The organism is Aminomonas paucivorans DSM 12260, assembly GCF_000165795.1.
Lineage (GTDB): Bacteria > Synergistota > Synergistia > Synergistales > Synergistaceae > Aminomonas > Aminomonas paucivorans.
The window spans coordinates 865,270-884,229 of sequence record NZ_CM001022.1 but is presented as its reverse complement, the minus strand read 5'-3'; the positions used below and the strand labels follow the sequence as shown (position 1 = coordinate 884,229).

17 protein-coding genes and 1 tRNA gene are annotated in these 18,960 nt (G+C 70.1%); 2 read left to right on the top strand and 16 right to left on the bottom strand.

The features are described from left to right. Positions 1-155: 155 nt before the first annotated feature. From APAU_RS12505 to APAU_RS03870, 8 genes are all read right to left on the bottom strand, one after another. Positions 156-1,049 (bottom strand): peptidylprolyl isomerase, encoded by an 894-nt coding sequence (locus APAU_RS12505; protein WP_006300389.1) that lies wholly within the window; start codon positions 1,047-1,049, stop codon positions 156-158. Positions 1,050-1,213: 164 nt separating this feature from the next. After that, positions 1,214-3,721: an ATP-dependent Clp protease ATP-binding subunit gene (locus tag APAU_RS03900; protein WP_006300388.1), complete on the bottom strand. Its 2,508-nt coding sequence runs from the start codon at positions 3,719-3,721 to the stop codon at positions 1,214-1,216. 67 nt (positions 3,722-3,788) lie between these two features. Beyond that, complete coding sequence (locus APAU_RS14595) at positions 3,789-4,772, bottom strand: ATP--guanido phosphotransferase (RefSeq protein ID WP_006300387.1); 984 nt, start codon at positions 4,770-4,772, stop codon at positions 3,789-3,791. Positions 4,773-4,818: 46 nt separating this feature from the next. Then, a complete protein-coding gene (locus APAU_RS03890) occupies positions 4,819-5,328 on the bottom strand; it encodes a UvrB/UvrC motif-containing protein (protein ID WP_006300385.1) in 510 nt (169 codons plus the stop codon). 11 nt (positions 5,329-5,339) lie between these two features. Then, entirely contained in the window at positions 5,340-5,819 is a 480-nt protein-coding gene (locus tag APAU_RS03885; protein WP_006300384.1) for a CtsR family transcriptional regulator, read from the bottom strand. A 100-nt stretch (positions 5,820-5,919) separates the two neighbouring features. Continuing rightward, entirely contained in the window at positions 5,920-7,314 is a 1,395-nt protein-coding gene (locus APAU_RS03880; RefSeq protein WP_006300383.1) for an MFS transporter, read from the bottom strand. A 56-nt stretch (positions 7,315-7,370) separates the two neighbouring features. Beyond that, positions 7,371-7,973: a glycerol-3-phosphate 1-O-acyltransferase PlsY gene (gene plsY, locus APAU_RS03875; protein WP_006300382.1), complete on the bottom strand. Its 603-nt coding sequence runs from the start codon at positions 7,971-7,973 to the stop codon at positions 7,371-7,373. Between the two features lie 4 nt (positions 7,974-7,977). Further along, the gene (locus APAU_RS03870) at positions 7,978-10,074 is read right to left on the bottom strand and encodes an acetate--CoA ligase family protein (RefSeq protein WP_006300381.1); all 2,097 of its coding nucleotides are present in this window, start codon (positions 10,072-10,074) and stop codon (positions 7,978-7,980) included. A gap of 151 nt (positions 10,075-10,225) precedes the next feature. On the opposite strand from APAU_RS03870, the gene APAU_RS03865 reads away from it, so the two are divergent. Continuing rightward, entirely contained in the window at positions 10,226-11,395 is a 1,170-nt protein-coding gene (locus tag APAU_RS03865; RefSeq protein WP_006300380.1) for a hypothetical protein, read from the top strand. Here the strand turns inward: APAU_RS03865 and APAU_RS03860 are convergent. The 5 genes from APAU_RS03860 to APAU_RS03840 all read right to left on the bottom strand — a co-directional run bounded on the left by APAU_RS03860 (position 11,392) and on the right by APAU_RS03840 (position 16,307). Then, positions 11,392-11,775 carry a cupin domain-containing protein gene (locus APAU_RS03860; RefSeq protein ID WP_006300379.1) on the bottom strand — a complete coding sequence of 128 codons (384 nt, stop codon included), beginning with the start codon at positions 11,773-11,775 and terminating at the stop codon, positions 11,392-11,394. The genes APAU_RS03865 and APAU_RS03860 overlap by 4 nt on opposite strands. Before the next feature lie 62 nt (positions 11,776-11,837). Beyond that, positions 11,838-12,842 carry an AIM24 family protein gene (locus APAU_RS03855; protein ID WP_006300378.1) on the bottom strand — a complete coding sequence of 335 codons (1,005 nt, stop codon included), beginning with the start codon at positions 12,840-12,842 and terminating at the stop codon, positions 11,838-11,840. A gap of 19 nt (positions 12,843-12,861) precedes the next feature. Then, positions 12,862-14,772, bottom strand: a complete 1,911-nt coding sequence (locus APAU_RS03850) for a YgiQ family radical SAM protein (protein ID WP_006300377.1) — start codon at positions 14,770-14,772, stop codon at positions 12,862-12,864. Beyond that, the gene (locus tag APAU_RS12500; protein ID WP_006300376.1) at positions 14,760-15,686 is read right to left on the bottom strand and encodes a putative metalloprotease CJM1_0395 family protein; all 927 of its coding nucleotides are present in this window, start codon (positions 15,684-15,686) and stop codon (positions 14,760-14,762) included. The genes APAU_RS03850 and APAU_RS12500 overlap by 13 nt, the downstream gene beginning before the upstream one ends. Positions 15,687-15,701: 15 nt before the next feature. Continuing rightward, positions 15,702-16,307 carry a GNAT family N-acetyltransferase gene (locus APAU_RS03840; RefSeq protein ID WP_006300375.1) on the bottom strand — a complete coding sequence of 202 codons (606 nt, stop codon included), beginning with the start codon at positions 16,305-16,307 and terminating at the stop codon, positions 15,702-15,704. A gap of 289 nt (positions 16,308-16,596) precedes the next feature. On the opposite strand from APAU_RS03840, the gene APAU_RS03835 reads away from it, so the two are divergent. After that, positions 16,597-17,874: a phenylacetate--CoA ligase family protein gene (locus APAU_RS03835; protein ID WP_006300374.1), complete on the top strand. Its 1,278-nt coding sequence runs from the start codon at positions 16,597-16,599 to the stop codon at positions 17,872-17,874. Here APAU_RS03835 and sixA read toward each other — a convergent pair. The 3 genes from sixA to rplS all read right to left on the bottom strand — a co-directional run bounded on the left by sixA (position 17,871) and on the right by rplS (position 18,953). Further along, positions 17,871-18,335, bottom strand: a complete 465-nt coding sequence (sixA, locus tag APAU_RS03830) for a phosphohistidine phosphatase SixA (RefSeq protein WP_006300373.1) — start codon at positions 18,333-18,335, stop codon at positions 17,871-17,873. The two genes, APAU_RS03835 and sixA, sit on opposite strands and share 4 nt — an antisense overlap. Positions 18,336-18,457: 122 nt before the next feature. Beyond that, positions 18,458-18,542 (bottom strand) — tRNA-Leu (locus APAU_RS03825). Between the two features lie 54 nt (positions 18,543-18,596). Beyond that, complete coding sequence (gene rplS, locus APAU_RS03820; RefSeq protein ID WP_006300372.1) at positions 18,597-18,953, bottom strand: 50S ribosomal protein L19; 357 nt, start codon at positions 18,951-18,953, stop codon at positions 18,597-18,599. Positions 18,954-18,960 lie beyond the last annotated feature (7 nt).

Below are 18,960 nucleotides of genomic sequence, written 5' to 3'. Positions count from 1 at the left end.
GTGTCCAGCACAAAACGTTGCAATCCTTCGGACAAATCTGCCACCTCTCCGGGCCCGGAACCGGGAGTTGCAAAAAAGGCGAAAAGTGGCCCACAGGAAACCACCTCTCGCCCACTGTTTCTTTCCCGATCCTCGCAGCGGGTCCAGAGGAGGACCTACGGAGCCGCCTGGATGCCCCCCAGACCCATGAGGGCCTTGTCGTCCACCGTCACGGGGGTCTGCCCCCGGAGCTTCTTCAGGGTCTCCTCCAGATAGCTGCGCTGGAGCCGCTGGGCCACCTCGCCCTTGGCCTCCTCGAAGGAGAGCGCCCGGGCCGCCCGCTTCTCCAGGACCTGCACCACGTGCCAGCCGAAGTCCGTCTTCACGGGGCCGCCCACGGCGTCCTTCCTCAGGGAGAAGACCAGATCCTCGAAGGCCTTGGGGGTCTGCCCCCGCTCCACCCACTCCAGGTCGCCTCCCCGTTCCGCCGTGGCCTTGTCCCGGCTCTGCTCCGCCGCGGTCTTGGCGAAGTCCGCTCCCCCCAGGACCGCAAGAAGGGCCTTGCGGGCGGAGGCCTCGTCCTCCGTCAGGATGTGGCGCACGTGCACCGCCTCGGCCTGGACGAACTGGTCCCGGTGGGCGTCGTAGTAGCGCTTCAGGGTCTGATCGCCCAGGTCCCACGCCCCCGCCGCCCGCTCCATGTAGGCCTGGGAAAGGGTGCGGATCCGCTGCCAGCGGAGCGTCGCCGCCACCGCGGGCTCCAGGGCGATGCCCTTGGCCTCCGCCGCCCGGGCCAGAAGCAGGGCGTCCGCCAGCTGCCGGGCAAACTCCTCCCGGGCCTTCCTGTCCATCTGGTACAGGGCCATCCCCAGGGCCATCTCGTTGCCCCCCACGTTCATCCCCAACACATGGAGCATCTCCCGGGACGAGACCTCCTCGGCCCCCACCCGGATCACCGGGGGCTCTTCCTTGGGGGCAGAGGCGGGGGCCGCCCAGGCCGGAAGGGCCAGGGACACCAGAAGACACCCCACGACGACGCCACGACGCAGCACGGAGCGCGAACCGTTCACGGACGTTCCTCCTTCGGACCGGCCTCAAGCCGGTTCCCTAGTATGGTTCCGGGACGACGCGCAGGGTGCGCCGCGACGTCCCTTCCGGGAGCCTCGCTACGGCGGTTCCCCGGACAGATGGCATCATGGAGGCCCTTGGTCCCTCCGTCAAGTCCCGAAATGCGTCAGGAAACCGACTCTTCCCCCCCCGGGACGGCGGCTTCGGAGGGCGCGTCGAGCTTCTCGAACCGCAGCTCCCCCTCCGCGGGGGACACCCGGACCCGGTCGCCCCTCCTGAGGGTTCCTTCCAGAAGAAGGTCCGCCAGCCGATCCTCCACCAGGCGCTGGAGGGTGCGACGCAGGGGGCGGGCCCCGTATTTCGGGTCGAAACCCTTCTCCAGGATCAGGGTCAGGGAGGCCTCGTCCAGCTCCAGTCCCAGGTCCTGCTCCCCCGCCCGCCGGGTCACCTCCGCCGCCATGATCTTCACGATGGCCAGAAGCTCCTCCCGGTCCAGGGTGCGGAAGACCACGATGTCGTCCACCCGGTTGAGAAACTCCGGCCGGAAGGTGCGCCGAGCCGCCTCCAGGATGGTGTCCTTCATCTTGCTCCAGGCGTGGTCCCGCTCCGAGGACCCGTCCAGGGAGAACCCCAGGGTCTGGCCCTTCATCAGGTCCTGGGCCCCCACGTTGCTGGTCATGATGACCACGGTGTTGCGGAAGTCCACGGAGTGTCCCTGCCCGTCGGTGAGCCGTCCGTCCTCCAGGAGCTGGAGGAGGATGTTGAACACGTCGGGGTGGGCCTTTTCGATCTCGTCGAAGAGCACCACCGCGTAGGGACGCCGGCGCACCGCCTCGGTGAGCTTGCCCCCCTCCTCGTAGCCCACGTAGCCCGGGGGGGCGCCGATGAGCTTGGCCACCTCGTGGCGCTCCATGAACTCGCTCATGTCGAAGCGCACCAGGGCCTCCTCGCTGCCGAAGAGGAACGCCGCCAGGGAACGGGCCAGCTCCGTCTTCCCCACCCCCGTGGGCCCCAGGAAGAGGAAGCTCCCCACGGGACGCTTGGGGTCCTTCAGGCCGCTTCGCGCCCGGCGCACCGCCCGGGCCACCGCGCCGATGGCCTCGTCCTGCCCCACCATGCGCCGGTGGACCTCCTCCTCCATGCGCAGAAGCCGGGCCGCCTCCTCCTCCGTGAGCTGGAGCACCGGGATGCCCGTCCACTCCGAGACGATGTGGGCGATGTCCTCCGCCCCCACCAGGGGCTCCTCCTGGTTGCGGTCGTTCTGCCAGGACTTGCGGCGGTGTTCGATCTCCTCGAAGAGGCGGCGTTCCTCGTCCCGCATCCGCGCGGCCTTCTCGAACTCCTGGGCCATCACCGCGGACTCCTTCTCCTTGCGGATCCCCTCCAGGGAGCGCTCCAGGTCCTTGAGGTCCTCCGGGGCCTCCATGGTCTTGAGGCGCGCCCGGGCCGCCGCCTCGTCGATGAGGTCGATGGCCTTGTCGGGAAGGAAGCGCTCGGTGATGTAGCGCTTGGAGAGCCGGGCCGCCGCCGCCAGGGCGTCGTCGCAGAGCTTCACCCGGTGGTGGGCCTCGTAACGGTCCCGCAGGCCCGCCAGGATCTTCACCGTGTCCTCCTCCGAGGGCTCCTCCACCTGGATGGGTTGGAAGCGCCGCTCCAGGGCCGCGTCCTTCTCGATGTACTTGCGGTATTCGTCCAGGGTGGTGGCGCCGATGACCTGAAACTCCCCCCGGGCGAGGCTGGGCTTGAGGATGTTGGCGGCGTCCACCGCCCCCTCCGCCCCCCCGGCGCCCACCAGGGTGTGGATCTCGTCGATGAACAGGATGACCCCCTTGGCCTCCCGGAGTTCCTTGACGAGCTTGCGCATGCGCTCCTCGAACTCCCCCCGGTACTTGGTGCCCGCCACCAGGTTGCCCACGTTGAGCTGCACCACCCGCTTGCCCTTGAGCACCTCCGGGATCTCCCCGGCGATGATCCGCTGGGCCAGCCCCTCCACGATGGCGGTCTTGCCCACCCCCGGATCCCCGATGAGCACCGGGTTGTTCTTGGTGCGCCGGGAGAGGATCTGCACGAGGCGCTGGATCTCCTTGGCCCGGCCGATCACCGGGTCCAGCTCCCCCTTCTTGGCCATGTCGGAGAGTTCGATGCCCAGCTGGTCCAGGGTGGGGGTCTTGGAGCTGCCGTTCTTCTTGTCCCCCTCCGCGGCGGGCTCCCGCCCCCCCTCGGCGTAGTCCGGGGAGGCGCCGGAGAGGAAGCTCTGGACCTCCTGACGCACCTTGGGCAGGTCCAGACCCAGGCTTCCCAGGACCTGGGCGGCCACTCCCTCCCCCTCCGCCAGGAGGCCCAGCAGGATGTGTTCCGTCCCCACGTAGTTGACCCCCATGCCCCGGGCCTCCCGCATGGACAGGTCCAGGACCCGCTTAGCCCGGGGGCTTAAGGGAAGGTCCACGGGACGTTCCCGGGGCTGTCCCTTCCCCACGGTGGATTCGATCTGTCCGCGCAGCTCTTCCAGGTCCAGGCCGAAAGCCCCCAGGACCTGGGCGGCCACCCCTTCTCCCTCCGCCAGGAGGCCCAACAGAATGTGTTCCGTGCCGATGACGTCGTGCCCCAACCGAAGCGCCTCCCGGTGGGCCAGCTGCACCACCTTCTTGCCTCGTTCCGTAAAGAACTGCCACATGGGTCTCCCTCCTCGGGGGTCCTCTTGCCTTTCCACCGGGGAACCTCCGCAGAGGCCCCCGGGATCGTCACTCCATCGCCGCCAGGGCTTCCCGAAACCGATCCGCCCTCAGGACGGCCCGCTCCTCCGGGGAGAGGACCCGTCCCGCCAGCCCCTGCATGCGGGCAGGCTGGGCATCCGTCATCAGGTGGTTCCACCGGGGCGCGTCCAGGAGGGGCAGGATGCCCAGCTCCCCCCCCATGCGCACCAGAGAAAGCTGCTCCAGCGCCTCGGCGAAGCGCAGGATGCGGGCGTGGCGGAGACACCCCCAGGCCCGACTCACCCGGTCCTCCACCGCCAGACGGTGGGCCCGGTGGAGGGCCTCCAGGGCCTTGCGCTCCTCCCCCACCAGCTGCCGGACCACCCGGGTGACCTTGTCTTCCAGCTCCTCCTCCGTGGGCCCCAGGGTCACCTGGTTGGAGACCTGGTACATCGCCCCCTGGGCCTCGGAACCTTCCCCGAAGGCCCCGCGCACCGCCAGGCCCACCCTCTGGCACTCCCGGACCACCGCCTGCATCTGCCCGGTCTGCATCAGCCCGGGAAGGTGGAGCATGGCGGAGGCCCGAAGGCCCGTACCCAGGTTGGTGGGACAGGCGGTGAGGAACCCCAGGGAGGGGTCGAAGGCGAAATCCATCTCCCCCAGGGCTTGGTGGACGCTCCTGGCCACGCACCAGGCCTCCCGGAGGTTGAGCCCCCCCAGGACCACCTGAAGGCGCAGGTGGTCCTCCTCGTTGACCATGAGGGAGAGTACCCCCCGCCGGTCGATCTCCACGAACCGGCCGTCCCCGCCCCGGCTGAACTCCGGGCTGATCTGGCGGTTCTCCACCAGCACCTGCCGGGAGAGGGCGTCCAGGTCGTCGATGCCCAGGCGGGAACTCCCCACCAGGGGCGAGACACGCTCCAGCAGAGCCGCCAGAACGTCGGCGGCGTCCCGTCGGACCCCGTCGTCGCACCGCCCGGGGAAGGGGAAGGCCGCCAGGTTGCGGGCCAGGCGCACCCGACTGGAGAGCACCGTGCGCGGGGCCTCCCCTCGCCCCTCCAGCCACTCCAGGGGGGCCTCAGCCAGGATCCCGGCAAACAGGGGGAACCCCTCCCTCCAGGGCGCGGATGCGGTCCCGAAGGGCCGCCGCCCTCTCGTACTCCTCGTCGTGGAGGGCCGACTGCAGCTCCGTCCGCAGGGACTCCAGCTCCTCCAGCCCCTCGGGCAGGCGGGACGGACGCTCTCCCCGGTGGACCTCCCCCCCCTGCACCTTGCGCAGCAGGGGAAGGAGCTGTTCCCGAAAGGCCTCGTAGCACTCCGGACATCCCAGCAGGCCGCTCCTACGGAACTCCCGGTAGGTCAGGCCGCACCGGGGACAGACGATTCCGGGCACGACCTCCGCCCCCTTGCCTTCTGGCCCCAGGGAGGGGAGGAGGTCCTTGAAGGAGAAGGTGAGGGTGAGCTGGGGCAGCCCCTCCCCCAGCTCGGCGGCGCAGTCCCGGCAGAGCCAGTGTTCCTCCACCCGGCTTCCCTGCACCTGCTTGATGTGCACCTCCGCCTCCCTCTGGCCGCAGCGCTCGCAGAGCATGGAGACTCCGATCAGGCCAGGGCCAGGCTAGTGACGAGGCGTCTCATCAGCTCCGCCCGCATCATGTCCCTCCGGTAGACCGGAAGGTCGAAAAGGGTCTTCCCCTGCTCGTCCTGGCTGCGCAGGGCCACCTCCATCAGGAGCCTCTCTCGGGGGGTCAGGATCCCCCGGTTCTGGAGGTTCGTCAGAAGCCGACGGCTCTCCTGCTCCGTGAGGGTCTTGCCCACCAGCTCCTCCAGGTGGTTCACCCGCTCCTCCGGGTCCCTCAGGCAAAGCTGCACGATGCGGATGTACCCGTGCCCCCCCCGCTGGCTCTCCACCACGAAGCCGTGCTCCGGGGCGAAGCGGCTGCGGAGCACGTAGTTGATCTGGCTGGGAACGCAGCCGAAGCGCTCCGCCAGCTCCTTCCGCCGCAGGGACACCTGGTTGTTCTCCGCTTCCTCGAACAGCCGGGTGATGTAGTCCTCGATGGTCTTGGTCAGGCTGGACATGGTCATTCCTCCCGCCGGGGATCTCCCTCCGATTATACTTTTTGGTCAGCAAACGTCAAGGTTACCCCCGGGGACGCGGGGGCTCCGGGCATTCCGAAATCTAGGGAGAAGGGGGCGAGGTCGACGCGAGAGCGTCCTTCCCCGGGACCAGGAGGATCCACAGGGCTCCCACGACGAAGAGGGCCGCCGCGACCAGGTAGGCCGCCCGGAAACCCGCCAGGGCGGAGGCGGGGGCTTCGATTCCCCCGGGGGCCCACTGGGAGAAGAGGGCCTCGTAGAGGCACACCCCCAGGGTGAGGCACACCCGGTTGGCCACGCTGAAGATCCCCGACGCGGAACCCCTCATCTCCGGGGGCACTCCCCCCAGGACGAGGTTGCCCATGGGAGGGTAGAAGAAGCCGTTGGCCACCCCCAGCCCCACCAGGAAAAGCAGGGGGAAGAGCAGCCCCGGGACGTGCAGGGTGGAGGCGAAGAGGACGCAGCACCCCGCCGCCCCGACCTGGGAAACGGCGCAGAGGATCCGGGGGGAGATCCGGTCGGAGGTCCGCCCCCCCACCCCGGAGAGGAGCATGTAGACCCCCGAGAAGAGCAGCATGGCGAACCCGCACCCCTGAGCGGAAAGCCCTTTGGCCCCCTGGAGGAAGAAGGGCAGCAGCAGGGTGTTCCCCCCGATGAACAGGTACCCCGGAAGGGACCCCAGCACGGGGACGCGAAACCCGCGCCGCCCCAGAAGCTCCCGGTCCAGCAGGGGCTCCGGGTGACGCCGCTCCGCCAGGGCGAAAAGCCCCAGGGCGATCCCCGCCCCCAGCAGGGAACCCAGGATGAGAGGGGAGGTCCACCCCTCCTCCCGGCCCCGGTTGAGCCCGAACACCAGGAGGAGGATCCCCAGGAAGGAGAAGAGCGCCCCGGGGACGTCGAAGCGCCGCAGGAGCCCCCGCAGGTCCAGGGGAGACCGGTCCGCCCCCTCTCTTTGCAGGTAGGCATGGGAGGCATAGAGGGAGACCGCCCCCACGGGGAGGTTGATGTAGAAGACCCAACGCCAGGAAAACCAATCGGTCAGAAAGCCCCCCAGGGGAGCCCCCAGGGTGGCGCCGAGCCCCACGGCGGTGGTGAGGATGCCGATGCCCCAGCCGAGCAGGTCCCGGGGAGCCACCTGGGAGATGAGGGCGTAGGAGGACACGGTGAGCATGGCCCCCCCGACCCCCTGGAAGAACCGGGCGGCCACCAGGGAGGCCAGGCCGGGGGCGAGGCCGCAGGCCAGGGAGCCCAGGAGGAAGACCCCCTGCCCCCAGAGGAAGACCCGCCGCTTCCCCGCCACGTCCCCCAGGCGTCCGAAGATCAGGAGGCACCCGGAGAGGGAGAGGAGGTAGGAGAGGATCACCGACGCCGCCTCCCCGGAACCCAGGCGGAAGACCCGGGCTATGGTGGGGAGGGACACGTTGACGATGGAACCGTCCAGGGAGGCCATGAAGGCCCCGAAGGCCACGCAGACCACCCCGGGAAGGCAGGCCCGACGGCGGGCCCGCAGGTCCGGGGTGGGGGCGGAAGGGCTCAGGACCGGCCTCCTCCCACCCGGCTCTCCGTTCCCGCCGCCAGGCGGGCCAGGTTGGCCCGGTGCCGCCACGTGGACAGGAGGGCCAGGGCCAGGGCGGTGATCCCGTAGGGAGCGGGGGCGCGGAACAGGAAGAACAGCCCGGCGGCGGAGAACAGGGACACCAGGGACGCCACGGAGACGTACCGGGTGGCCTTCATGACCCCGTACCAGATGGCTCCTCCCAGCAGGGCAGGCCAGGGGTTGAACCAGTCCAGAAAGAAGAGGACCCCGAAGGTGGTGGCCACCCCCTTGCCCCCCTTGAAGCCCAACCACAGGGGGTAGTTGTGCCCCAGCACCCCCGCCGCTCCCGCCAGGGACAGGATCCAGGGGTCCCGGACCCCGATGGCCCACGCCGCCCCCACCACCAGGCCCCCCTTGGCCATGTCCAGAATCGCCACGGCGATGGCCCAGGGCTTGCCCATGAGGCGTCCCACGTTGGTGGCCCCGATGTTCCCCGAGCCGTGGCGCCGGATGTCCTCCCCCCGGACGAGCTTCGCCGCCAGGTACCCCGTGGGGCAGGAACCCGCCAGGTATCCCAGGACGAGCCAGATCAGATCCATCCCCTCACCTCCTCAGCACCAGGGCGTCCGCCGCCACCGCTCCGCCCCCCTGGAAGCCCACGAACACCGGGTTCAGGTCCAGTTCTCCCAGACAGGGCTCCGCCGCGGCGATGCGGGACACCCGGCTCACCAGCTCCGCCAGGGCGTCCACGTCCCGGGGCTTCTGCCCTCGGGCCCCGGTGAGGAGGGGGTAGCCCTTCAGCTCCCGGAGCATCTCCCGGGCCGTCTGGAGACCGAAGGGAGCCCGGCGGAGGCTCACGTCCCGGAGGACCTCCACGTAGATCCCCCCCAGGCCCACCGCCACCAGGGGACCGAACAGGGGGTCCCTCTTGACGCCCACCAGGCACTCGAAGCCCTCCCGCACCATCTCCTGCACCAGGACCCCCTGGATCACCCCCTCCGGGGCGAAGCGCAGGGCGCTCTCCAGGATGCGTCCGTAGGCGTTGGTGAGGGCCTCGTCCCCCCCCAGTCCCAGGGCCACCGCCCCCGCCTCGGTCTTGTGGGGGATCTGGGGAGACATGACCTTCAGGGCCACGGGGTAGCCGATCTGCCTGGCCGCCTCCAGGGCCTCCTCCCGGGAGGTCACCAGGCGCTCCCGGGTCACGGGGATGCCGTGACGGGCCAGGAAGCGTTTGGCGTCGTGCTCCGTCAGGGAGGTGGGGAAGGCGTCCAGCAGGTTGCGGGAGACCTCCGCGTCCACCGGGGGCTCCGGGGTCGACCGGCTCCAGCGCCACAGGGCCCCCAGGGCCCGGGCGCAGCGACCCAGGCTGGAGTAGACGGGGACTCCATCGGCCCGCAGGCGATCCACGAAGCGCCCCCCGTGCTCCCGGTCGATGAGCCAGCAGCAGGCCAGGGGCTTCTTCGCCTCCCCGAAGGCCGACGACAGGTCCTCCGCCATCCTCTCCCCGGACTCCCCGGTGATCATGGAGAGCACCGCCACGGACTGGTCCACCTCCGGGCTCTCCTCCAGGGCGCGAAGACACCCCCGGAAGCCCAGGGGATCGTTGATGACCTGGGCGGTCATGTCCACGGGGTTCGCGGAGGAGCCGAAGGAGGGGAGGTAGGGGTCCAGGCGGCCCCGCAGATCCGGGGAGAGAGAGGGGACCTCCAGCCCCGCGTCGGCGCAGGCGTCCGCCAGGATGATCCCCGCCCCGCCGGAGGTGGTGAGGATCCCCACCCGGTTTCCCTTCGGGGGGGGGACGCTCCCCGCCAGGCGCCCCAGGTCCTGGATGTCGTCCCCGTCCTCCAGGGGGATGACCCCGTACTGCCGGAAGAGGGCCCGCCATACCGCGTCGTCCCCCGTGAGGGCGGCGGTGTGGCTTGCCGCGGCGGCCGCGGCGACGGCGCTGCGCCCCACCTTCAGCACCCCCACGGGCACCCCCTTCGCCCGGGCCGCCTCCAGGAGATGCAGGAAGCGTTCCCCTTCCGAGAGCCCCTCCAGGTAGAGCAGCAGGAGACGCACCTCCGGGTCGGAGAGCATGTAGTGTCCCAGGTCCACCACGTCCAGGTCCGCCTGGTTTCCCGTGGTGGCCACGTACCGGAACCCCACCCCCTGGTCCGCCGCCATGGCGAAGGAGGCGAAGCCGAAGGCGCCGCTCTGGGAGATGTACCCCACGGACCCCACGGGGCGGCGGTCCGTGTCCAGAGAGGCAGAGAAGCTCAGGGGGATCCCCTCCGCCAGGTTGACCAGGCCCTGGCAGTTGGGCCCCAGGACCCGCACCCCCGAGGCCCGGGCCAGGTCGGCAAGGCGCCGCTGGGCCTCCGGGTCTCCCCCCTCCGCGAAGCCCGAGGAGAAGACTACCGCGTGCCCCGCCCCCACCTGCCCGCACTGCTCCATCACCCCGGGCACCAGGTCCGCCCGCACCCCCACCAGCACCACGTCGGGGGCTTCGGGGAGGGAGAGCAGGTCCGGGTAGCAGGGAAGCCCCCCCAGGGTCTGGTGCCTGGGATTCACGGGGTAGAGGGCCCCGGAGAAGCCGTAGCGCCGCAGCAGCTTGAGGGGCCTGCCGGAGATGCTCTCCTCCTGGGCGGAAGCCCCCACCACGGCGACGCTTCGGGGGCGGAACAGACGGTCCAACGACGGGCTCGGGGACGGTTCCATCAAGGGGACACCTCCAGGGAGACTCTTGGGCATCAGGATACAGAAAAAGCCCTGGAGGGGAAAGATCGGGACCGGTCCAGGGCACATCCAAGACAAAGGGGGGACGCTGCCTTAGAATAAACCCGTAAGCGGATTCGAGGGAGGGGACGGCTTGGCCTTTCGGGAGGAGATCGCGCACCTGCCCGTGGACGAACACATGACCCTGAGCTTCATCCTCACCGAGAGTTCCCCCATGGTGACCATCCACAACAACGACACGGGGAAACGCCGTTCCGTCGCCCTCTCCTGGTTCCTTCAGGAGGGCCGGGAGATGCACGTCCGCACGGGCCCCCGGGCCACCCGGACCTACACGGTGCAGGAGCTGGACGAGACCCTGTCCTCCCTGGTCACCCTGGCCATGGCGCACCCTCTGGTGAAGCCCCTGATCTGGCAGACCTTCCGCACCCTCACGGAAGTGCTCCACCAGCCCAAGGTCATCACTCGGGAATCGGAATACGGCATGCTCTCGGAGGAGAAGCGCACCGCCCTGTGGCTCTCCTGGATGCTCGCCGGGGCCTCCGTGGGCCGTCTGATCCCCTGTTTTCCCGCCCAGGGGCAGGAACTGGAGCTTCTGGAAAAGCACACCGCCGGAGGACCCTGGAAGGAGGGGGTCCGGGTCACCGCCCAGGAGAACGGGGTGGCGGCCCTCCAGAAGAAGGGCATCCTCACCTCCCTGATGCGGGCGACCCCTCAGAGGTGGTACCTGCCCCTCATGGTGGCCTCCAGCTCCGCCGTCCTGGGGATGGTGGAGGCGGGAAACGACGAGGAGGGGAACTTCCTGGCCCACCAGCTCTGGAAGCAGCGGGCGGAGGTGCGCAAACCCGGGGGGACCATGGACCGGGCGGTCATCGCCCCCGCTGCGGCGGACCTGACGAGGCGGCTGGTGGCCTTCATCCGGCACTTCTACGAGCTGCCCCTCATCGACTGCGAACTCACCGTGGACGGGCACGAACAGCTCCTCAAGGAGAACTACGGCCGCCGGGATCGCATCGACCTCCCCGCGGGACAGCTGGGGAAGGCGGAATACGTCATCACCTCCTACACCCAGAAGGACAGCGCCCTGGGGGCGCTGGTCTACCACCCCAAGGGGCGCACGGTGCTCAAGGACTGGGTCCTGCGCTACCCCCACCAGGTCTACCCCCAGGCCCTGGACAACGACTCCTGCGGCAGCATCCCGGACAACAACGTCACCGTCCTGAACCTGCTGCGGGCGGTGCGCTTTCAGGCGTGGATGGAACGCATCCTGCGCATCACCCGCAACACCATCCCCTCGGGCTTCTAGGCCCTCCGGTCCGACTCCTCCGTCCAGGGGGGGCTCACCAGGCACAGAAAGGCCAACGTCCCCGGCCCGGGGTTCTCCACCCACTGCACCGTCCCGGGAGGCACCAGGACCGCCGTGCCCGCCTCCACGGAGATGCGACTCTCCCCCACCGTCATGGCCCCCGATCCCTCCAGGTACCAGTAGGTCTCCGTCCGCCCCTCCAGCAGGTGGGGCAGCGTGGCCCCCCCGGGGGGCACGCTGGCCCAGGACAGGCTGAAGGCCCCGTCCCCGGGCAGCTCCTCCCGATGAGGATGGAGCACCTCCGCCAGATGCGACCCGTCGGGGGCGGTGAAGCACCGCAGGTCCTTCAGGCGTTTCACCACCGGTTCCCGATCCTCCAAGGCCCTTCCTCCCTTCCGCCTCTACGGCGAGGGGGGCGCGATCCGCGCCCCCCGTTTCGAAGCTAGAACCGGTTGTCCCCGTCCAGCAGGTTCCCCAGACCGCCCAGGAGGGAGCCCTCTCCCCGGCTGCCCCCCTTCTGGGGAGCCGCGGCCAGCATCCTCCCCGCCAGGCGGGAGAAGGGCAGGGACTGGAGCCAGATGCGCCCGGGGCCGGTGAGGCTGGCAAAGAAGAGCCCCTCCCCGCCGAAGAGGGCGGTCTTGATGTTCCCCACCTGCTGGATGTCGAAGGATACGGAGGGGACGAACCCCACCACGCAGCCCGTGTCCACGTGCACCGTCTCCCCCGCCGCCAGGTCCCGCTCCAGCACCGTGCCCCCGGCGTGGACGAAGGCCATCCCGTCCCCCTCCAGACGCTCCATGATGAACCCTTCCCCGCCGAAGAGCCCCGTGAGGATCTTCTTCTGGAAGTAGATGCCGATGGAGACCCCTCGGGCGGCGCAGAGGAAGCTGTCCTTCTGGCAGATGAGGGTGCCCCCCAGGTCCGGCAGGGAGACGGGAAGGATGCACCCCGGATAGGGGGCCCCGAAGGCCACCCGTCCCTTGCCGGCTCCGGACTGGGAGAAGAGGGTCATGAAGAGGCTCTCCCCGGTGAGGACCCGCTTGCCCGCCCCCAGGACCTTGTCCATGAGGGTCCCCCCGGAGGAGGCGGAACCGTCCCCGAAGACGCTGTCCATGTGCACCGACGGGTCCTTGTACATCATGGCTCCCGCCTCCGCCACGACGCTCTCCCCCGGGTCCAGCTCCAGTTCCACGTACTGCATCTCCTGGCCGAAGACCCGGAAGTCCACCTCGTCCGCCCGCCGCCTCGCTCCGGGCGACGCGGGAAGGGGAGGAATGCCGTCGTCGGGGGTCGGCCCGAAAAGCTCCGGAACCTGTTTCATGGGAAGCCAGTCCGCAAGCCCCTGCCGCCAGGCGAACCCCTCCGGGTCCTGCCTCACCTTCTGTCGGGCCTGTTCCTCCTCCAGGGGACCGATCCGGTCCCCCCCATAGCTTAGGTACCACTGCATCCGCTCCGCCTCCCGTTCCTCAAGGGTGTCTTCGGGGCCTCGTGCCGGGGCCCCGGGATCCGCTTCCGTCGTCCTTTCCCGCCCGCCGTCGTTCCTCCGGAGGCACCAGACAGCGGGGGGCGGTGCCGATGAGGTCCTCCCGCCCCGCCGCCCGCAGGGCCTCCCGCACCAGGGAGGCGTTCTCGGGCATCCAGTACTGCACCAGGGCACGCTGGAGATGACGCTCCCTCCCCCGGGGCACGTGCACCGGCTCCCCCGTGAGGGGGTCCAGCCCGGTGTGGTACATGCAGGTGGACCGGCTCCCCGGGGTGGGGGTGAAGTCCTGCACCTCCCGGGGGCGGATGCGGCGACGGTGGAGGAACTCCGCCAGCTCCACCGCGTCCGTCAGGGTGCACCCGGGGTGGGAGGTCATGAAATAGTACACCAGGTATTGATCCTTCCCCAGCTTCCGGTTGGTCTCGGCGAAGCGCTCCATGAACCGCTCCAGAACCTCCCGGCCGGGCTTGTTCATCCGGGCGGTGACGGCGTCGCTGGCGTGCTCCGGGGCGATGCGAAGCTGCCCGCTCACGTGGTGGGCGCAGAGGTCCTCCAGAAAGGAACCGTCCGGGTCCAGGAGGAGGTAGTCGTAGCGCAGGCCGGAGCGCACGAAGACCTTGCGCACCCCCGGAAGGGAACGCAGGCGGCGCAGCAGCTCCCGGTAATCCCGGTGGTCCGCCCGGAGGTTGGGACAGGGGGAGGGACCCAGGCAGGTGCGACCCCGGCAGGGGCCGTCCCTTCGGGCCTTCTCGCAGGGGGGGACGCGGAAGTTCGCCGTGGGCCCCCCCACATCGTGGAGGGTCCCCTTGAAGTCCCGCCGCTCCGTCAGGGCCGTGGCCTCCCGGATCAGGGAGGGGATGGTGCGCCGCTGGATCCTCCGCCCCTGGTGAAGGGACAGGGCGCAGAAGGAACAGTCCCCGAAGCAGCCCCGGTGGCTGGTGAGGCTGAAGCGCACCTCCTCCAGCGCCGGGACCCCGGCGTCGGAGTAGCGGGGATGGGCCTCCCCGGTGAAGGGCAGCTCGTACACCCGGTCCAGCTCCTCCGGGGAGAGGGGGGGAGCGGGGGGATTCTGCACCACCCACCAGGCCCCCTGGTCCTGGGCCAGGGGACGCCCCCGGAAGGGATCCTGCTCCTCCGAGGCGAGGCGGAAGGCGTCGCAGAAGATCCGCCCGTCCCCCCGCACGGCGTCGTAGGAGGGCAACCGCACCGCCTCGGGGGGCACCCCGTCCCCCTTGACGCGGTAACAGGTTCCGGGGACCTCCCGGAGGGACTCCACGGGACGCCCCTCTTCCAGCCCTCGGGCGATGCGCTCCAGGGGGACCTCCCCCATGCCGTAGACCAGGAGGTCCGCCCGGCAGTCCACCAGCAGGGACCGACGCACCTCGTCGGACCAGTAGTCGTAGTGGGCCAGGCGGCGCAGGCTCGCCTCGATGCCTCCCACGATCAGGGGCAGGTCCTTCCACAGCTCCCGGATCCGGTTGCAGTACACCAGGGTGGCCCGATCGGGGCGGTGCCCCGGCTCTCCCCCCGGAGAGAACTCGTCCCGGCGGCGGCGCTTCTTCTCGGCGGTGAAGTGGCACACCAGGGAGTCCAGGTTCCCCGCCGTCACCAGCGCCGCCAGGCGGGGACGCCCCAGGGAGGCGAAGGGCTCCGGGGTGTGCCAGTCCGGCTGGGGAAGCAGGGCCACCCGGAAGCCCAGGGACTCCAGGAACCGCCCCACCACGGCGGGGCCGAAGCTGGAGTGGTCCACGTAAGCGTCCCCGGAGACCAACAGGAAGTCCGGACGATCCCAGCCCCGGGCGGCCATCTCCCCGGGGCTGGTGGGCAGGAAGCGGGAGGGATCGGCAGGGGCTCCCCGGGAGGGGAGGGCCGGGCTGCGGGTCACGCGACCCATCCGAGCCCTTCGTCTTCCGAGGCAGGGGTTTCCGTGGGGGCGAGAAGGGGGATCGTCGAACCCGAGGGCTCCTCCCGGCGGGCGGAGAAGACCTGCTGGGGAGCGTAGGCCTCCTCGGCCCTCTTGGAGGCCAGTTCGGCCTGGGCTGCGGCGATGCCCGCTGCGGCGGAGGCGGCCACGGCCATGTCGGGACCGGAAGGGTCTCCCGGGGCCAGGGCGGCGGCCCGGACCTGGGAGAGGATCCGGGCGGTCTCCTCCGGGGTGTCCCCGGCGGGGGCGTGGATGGGCACCTCTCCGGACACGGCGTAGCTGCGCCCGTCGGGCCCCTGGACGTACCCGAAGGTGGCCGCCCCGGCGTAGGCTCCCCCGGCGGCCCGGTGGGCCGCCTCGTGGGCCCGCACCTCCCGGTCGATGCGCTCCAGCTCCCGGATGGCCCGCTGGGTCTCCGGGGTCTGGGCGTAGGGAGACGTGGCCTTCCGATCCACGGAGGCGGAGGCGCGATTCGAGGAGGAGCCGGAGGGCTTTTCGTCCCGGGCGTCTTCGGCGGCGTCGGTCTTTCTGGAGTCCACCCGCACCCCCGAGGCCACGGCGCCCCCGGACTCCCCCAGGTCGCGCAGCGCTTCCTCGGGACCTTCCAGGCGCACCTCCGCGGCGGCGACGTAGCGGTTCCCGTCGGGGCCCACGGCGTAGACATACCGCACCGAGCGGACACAGTCCCCTCCCCGGGCGCGCAGGTCCGATTCCTGGGCCCGGATGAGGGCCTCGTTGCGGCGAAGCCGCGCCACGGCCTGGCGTTCCGCCCCGGAAAGCCCCGAGTCCTCCGGGGAGACCACGGGGGCCCGGCTCCCCCCGGCGACGCGGGTGGGAGGGGCTGCGGGTCTTTCGGGGATGGCAGAAACGGAAGCCACGTCCATGGCCCTCACCTCCGGTTACACCACGCTACCACATCGAAGGGAAGAGGGCAACAAAGCCCCCCTGCCCTCTCCCCACTCCCGGTCGAGGAGGGAGTGGCACTCCTGGTCCACGAAGCCCCCCCGGGAGAACTCGTAGTCCCGGAGACACCCGTCGTGGTGGAACCCCAGCCGCCCCAGCAGGGCCTCGGAGCGCCGGTTTCCCCGGTTCACGAAGGCCTCCACCCGATGGAACCCCAGGGTCCCGAAACCGAACTCCAGGACGGCGGACAGGGCCTCGGACATGAGCCCCCGGCCCCAGGCCTCGGAGGCCATCTCGTACCCCACCTCCGCTCTCCGGTGCTCCGGCGCCAGGTTGTGGAACCCGCAGGTCCCCAGGACCCGGCCCTCCTCTTCCAGGACCCAACGAACCCCCTGCCCGAAGGGCCAGAGGTCCGTGAGGATGCGCATCATCCCCTCCGTCTCCCCCAGGGACGAAAAGGGCGTCAGGACCAGGTACTCCGTCACCGCCGGCTCGGTCCACACCCGGTGCAGGGCCGGGGCGTCCTCGGCACACAGGGAACGCAGGACGAGGCGGGGGGTAACCAGGACAGGGAAGGGCTTCGGACTGTCTTGGGGTGACACGGGAAAGACCTCCTTTGGGCTCCCCGGATTGACGGGGAGGGGCATCCTGTGGTAGAAACCTCTTCAACCGATGCGAACGAAAGGAGGCACAGGCATGATCTCGACGGCGGCACAGAACCACCTCGTTTCCATGACGGTGTTCTCCTTTACCAGCGCGGGTCCCCCTCGGCGGGCCTGCGCCTAGCATCGCTTGCGCGCACGATCCGGTCATCGAGGCAGGGGCCCCTTGGAACCATCAAGGGGCCCCTGCCCTTTTTTTATACCCCATCCCAGCGAAGGAGGCATCCTCATGAACACGAATCGGACCCCAAACCAAACCGCAACCGCCCTGGAACGCACCCGGCAACGGCTCCGCCTGTTGGAGGAGCGGGACCACCCCTATGCCCGGAAGGTGCGGGACGCGGGGCTTTCCTGGCGGGATCTGGACTCCCTGGAAGCCCTGTCCGCCTTTCCCTTCACCACCAAGCAGGACCTGCAGGAGCACTACCCCCTGGGGTGGCTGGGGTGCGACCGGGCCGACCTGGTGCGCTTCCACGCCACCTCGGGCACCACGGGGAACCCCACGGTGGTGGCCTACACCGCCTCGGATCTGGACGCCTGGTCGGGCTACATGGCCTGGTGCCTGCATCTGGCGGGGGTACGCCGGGAGGACACGGTGCAGGTGGCCTACGGATACGGCCTCTTCACCGGAGGGTTGGGACTGCACGGGGGGGCGGAGCGCCTGGGGGCATCGGTGGTTCCCGCCTCCGGGGGATTCTCGGAGCGTCAGATCAAGCTGATGAAGGACCTGGACGTGACGGTGCTGGCCTGCACCCCCTCCTACGCCCTGAAGCTGGCGGAGACCTGGGAGGAGTCCGGGGGCGGCCCCACTCCCCTGCGGGTGGGGATCTTCGGGGCGGAGCCCTGGTCCGAGGGGCTGCGACGGCAGATCGAGGACCGCCTGGGCATTACGGCCCTGGACGTCTACGGCCTCTCCGAAGCCATGGGACCGGGGGTGGCCATGGAGTGCCCCCATCAGAACGGGCTGCACCTGCACCCGGACTCCTTCCTGGCGGAGGTCATCGACCCCGTCACGGGCCGCCCCGTGGCCCCCGGGGAGATGGGGGAGCTGGTGCTCACCTCCCTGCACAAGGAGGCCTTCCCGGTGATCCGCTACCGCACCCGGGACCTCACCCGGCTCCTGACGGCCCCCTGTCCCTGCGGCACGGAGGGTCCCCGGATCGAGCGCATCCAGGGGCGAAGCGACGACATGCTCATCCTCCGGGGGGTCAACGTGTTCCCCTCCCAGGTGGAGGCGGCCCTCCTCTCCGTGGAGGGACTCTCGGGGAACTACCAGATGGAGGTGTGGACCCACGAGGGCATGCAGAACCTGGTGGTGCGGTGCGAGCGGATGCCCGAGGTCCCCGACGCCGCCTCCGACGCCCTGGCCCGTCGGGCCTCCAAGCGCCTCCAGGAGCGTCTGGGGATCCGCATCGACTTCGAGCCGTTGAGCCCGGGGAAGCTCCCCCGGTTCGAGGGCAAGGCGAAGCGGGTGGTGCAGGCCCCCGCCCCCGCCATCACCCGCTAGGGCTCCAGGTGCCGAGGGGAGACCAAGAGTTCCAGCCTCCACCCGCCCCGGCCCTCCCGTTCCAGGACCGCCAGGGCGGCGGGGGGCAGGAGGAGGTCCAGGCGCCCCTCTCTTCCCGTGAGGAGCAGGGACGCCAGGCGAGGGAGGAGGGGCAGGTGGGACACCAGCAGCCCCGTCCCGGACAGGGTCGCCAGCTCCTCCTCCAGGGCAGCGGGGTCGTCCCCCGGGCGCAGGCCGGATCTCGTCTCCGGGACCCTCCCTCCCAGGGCGGCCCCCACGCGCTCGGCGGTCTGGAGCGCCCGAAGCTTGGGGCTGCACCAGAACGTGCCCGGGTCGACCCCCAGACGGGCGAGGAACCGCCCCATCCGGTCCGCCTGGGCCTCCCCCGCCGGGGACAGGGGACGGTCCGGGTGCACCTCCGCCTCCAGAGCCTCTCCGTGCCGCAGCAGATACAGTCTCATGGCGACCTCTCCCCCTTCCCGTCTTCCCCATCCTAGCGCAGGAGAAAAAAACACGGAGGCCCTCCCCATCAGGAGAGGACCTCCGTATCTCGTTCGACCCCCGAAGGGGTGTTCTTCAAAAATGGTGCCGAGGACGAGACTCGAACTCGTACGGGTTTCCCCACACGCCCCTCAAACGTGCGTGTCTACCAGTTCCACCACCCCGGCACTGCGAGGGTTATTCTACGTCAGGACCTGCGCCCCGTCAACCGAGGAGCCGTCCTAAGCCTCCCGGCGCTCCTTGATGCGGGCCGCCTTGCCGGAGAGCTTGCGCAGGTAGTACAGCTTGGCGCGGCGCACCTTGCCCAGCCGGACCACCTCGATCTTGTCGATGCTGGGGCAGTGGATCGGGAAGATCCTCTCCACCCCCACGCCGTTGGAGATCTTCCGGACGATGAAGTTCTCCCTCAGTCCCCCGTGCTGCCGTCCGATGACCACGCCTTCGAACAGCTGGATGCGCTCCCGGTTGCCCTCCCGGACCTTCACGTGCACCTTCACGGTGTCCCCGGCGCGAAACGGCGGGGTCGGCTCGGCCTTGTGGTACCTCTTCTCGATCAAGGCAATGCGCGGATCGATCATGTGGGTT

Coding starts and splice junctions, on each gene's coding strand:
- APAU_RS03900 (WP_006300388.1), bottom strand. CDS start 3,721: ATGTGGCAGTTCTTTACGGAACGAGGCAAGAAGGTGGTGCAGCTGGCC.
- APAU_RS03890 (WP_006300385.1), bottom strand. CDS start 5,328: ATGCTCTGCGAGCGCTGCGGCCAGAGGGAGGCGGAGGTGCACATCAAG.
- APAU_RS03885 (WP_006300384.1), bottom strand. CDS start 5,819: ATGTCCAGCCTGACCAAGACCATCGAGGACTACATCACCCGGCTGTTC.
- plsY (WP_006300382.1), bottom strand. CDS start 7,973: ATGGATCTGATCTGGCTCGTCCTGGGATACCTGGCGGGTTCCTGCCCC.
- APAU_RS03870 (WP_006300381.1), bottom strand. CDS start 10,074: ATGGAACCGTCCCCGAGCCCGTCGTTGGACCGTCTGTTCCGCCCCCGA.
- APAU_RS03855 (WP_006300378.1), bottom strand. CDS start 12,842: ATGCAGTGGTACCTAAGCTATGGGGGGGACCGGATCGGTCCCCTGGAG.
- APAU_RS03850 (WP_006300377.1), bottom strand. CDS start 14,772: ATGGGTCGCGTGACCCGCAGCCCGGCCCTCCCCTCCCGGGGAGCCCCT.
- APAU_RS12500 (WP_006300376.1), bottom strand. CDS start 15,686: ATGGACGTGGCTTCCGTTTCTGCCATCCCCGAAAGACCCGCAGCCCCT.
- APAU_RS03835 (WP_006300374.1), top strand. CDS start 16,597: ATGAACACGAATCGGACCCCAAACCAAACCGCAACCGCCCTGGAACGC.
- sixA (WP_006300373.1), bottom strand. CDS start 18,335: ATGAGACTGTATCTGCTGCGGCACGGAGAGGCTCTGGAGGCGGAGGTG.
- rplS (WP_006300372.1), bottom strand. CDS start 18,953: ATGATCGATCCGCGCATTGCCTTGATCGAGAAGAGGTACCACAAGGCC.